At 33.0% G+C, this 1,565-nt stretch carries 2 protein-coding genes; both read left to right on the forward strand.

Annotated elements, in window-relative coordinates; genetic code table 11:
- The first annotated feature begins 500 nt into the window (after positions 1-500).
- Positions 501-1,046: a superoxide dismutase family protein gene (gene sodC, locus I2F17_RS12465; protein WP_211140160.1), complete on the forward strand. Its 546-nt coding sequence runs from the start codon at positions 501-503 to the stop codon at positions 1,044-1,046.
- Positions 1,047-1,258: 212 nt separating this feature from the next.
- Positions 1,259-1,565: IS630 transposase-related protein (locus I2F17_RS12470; RefSeq protein WP_211140161.1), on the forward strand; the 307-nt coding region annotated here is incomplete at its 3' end.

Raw genomic sequence — 1,565 nt, forward strand, 5'->3', positions numbered from 1 at the left:
GTTCTAGTGTGATCAATGACTTGTATCTTGAGTATTTTTTGAAATCTATTTTAAGTGAAGCCACTGAAGATCTAATTAAAATTGCTCATCATCAAGCACTATATTTTTATACAATTGATTAAAATATTCTTAATTGTATTCGCATGAATTTTTGCAATATTATGAAGCGCAGATGCTCTAAGATTCGTTGAATTACTTCAAACACTTTTATAGAAAATCTACAGAATGTACTAACAAGTTTTTTGAATTTTCAATGGGAATATTTTACTAAATATTTATATTTTATAAAATTTAACGTCAAAATCGAATTTTCTTTTGCAAAATTTTTAAACTAAAATCTTCTAAATATGCCTTAAGTCACAGTATTAATATTCTATAACATAAAGGTGTACCGAAAGAGGCATTTAAAATTGAAATTACATTACATATCTTATATTTTTAGAGATTAATTGTTGTGCTAATTTAGGTAGCCAAAGAATATAATTAGGATGCTAAAAACAATGAATCAACTTTATAAAATATCAGGACTGTTTTTTTTAAGTGCTTTTATTATGACAGGCTGTAACACATTAAATATATATGACAAAACCTCTAAGGAAAAAGTATCTGTTTATGCAGTATCTCCACAGGGCGTAGGTGAAAAAATTGGAACCGTCATTTTACAAGACACTAAACAGGGTTTACAAATAACTACAGATTTGACGAAAATTCCATCAGGGCCTCATGGCTTTCATATTCATGAATATGGCTCATGCCAACCTGCAGAAAAAAATGGGCAGGTCGGTGCAGCTTTAGCTGCAGGTGGTCACTTTAACCCAAACCATGCTGAACATCATGGTACACCTCTTACAGGGCATCTTGGAGATTTACCTTTACTGACAGCCAATACAGCTGGCGACGTTAAAACAATAAGTATAGCACCTCGTTTAAAATTATCTGATATCCGAGGACATGCGATCATGGTACACGCAGGTGGAGATAATTATTCAGATACACCAGCACCACTTGGCGGTGGAGGCGGTCGTATAGCATGTGGTGTGATTTAATCTTTGCTTATTCGATCTAAAAAACTTAACACATAGATTGAGCGAGAGATTATATTTATAAAAAACATTTTTCGGTGTCTATACTCATTTAGCTATCTGTCACTCTGTTTCATTAAACGATGCAGGGTGACTTAATGATTCTCTAAATGCGACTTTATATTTACTCTTGCATATGTATAGTCAAACAATCAAAAATATAAGACAATATGAAAATGAGTTATTCAGAACATTTTAGACGAAAAGTGATAGCGAAGCTTGAGGAAGGATATTCCATACGAGCAGTCTCTGCACAATTTGAAATTGATAAAAATACAATTTTAAGTTGGAAAAAACGAATTGAGGTTAAAAGAACTCGCCCACGGAAACCTTTTAAAATTGAGGATGATGCACTACGTGCTGATGTTGAGAAATATCCAGACGATTATCAATATGAGCGTGCTGTACGCTTTTCCTGCTCAGCTGCATCTATTGGTTATGCATTAAAACGTTTAGGAATCACAGTGAAAAAAAGACCTTACG

The organism is Acinetobacter baretiae (assembly GCF_015627105.1).
Taxonomy (GTDB): Bacteria; Pseudomonadota; Gammaproteobacteria; order Pseudomonadales; family Moraxellaceae; genus Acinetobacter; species Acinetobacter baretiae.

Coding starts and splice junctions, on each gene's coding strand:
- sodC (WP_211140160.1), top strand. CDS start 501: ATGAATCAACTTTATAAAATATCAGGACTGTTTTTTTTAAGTGCTTTT.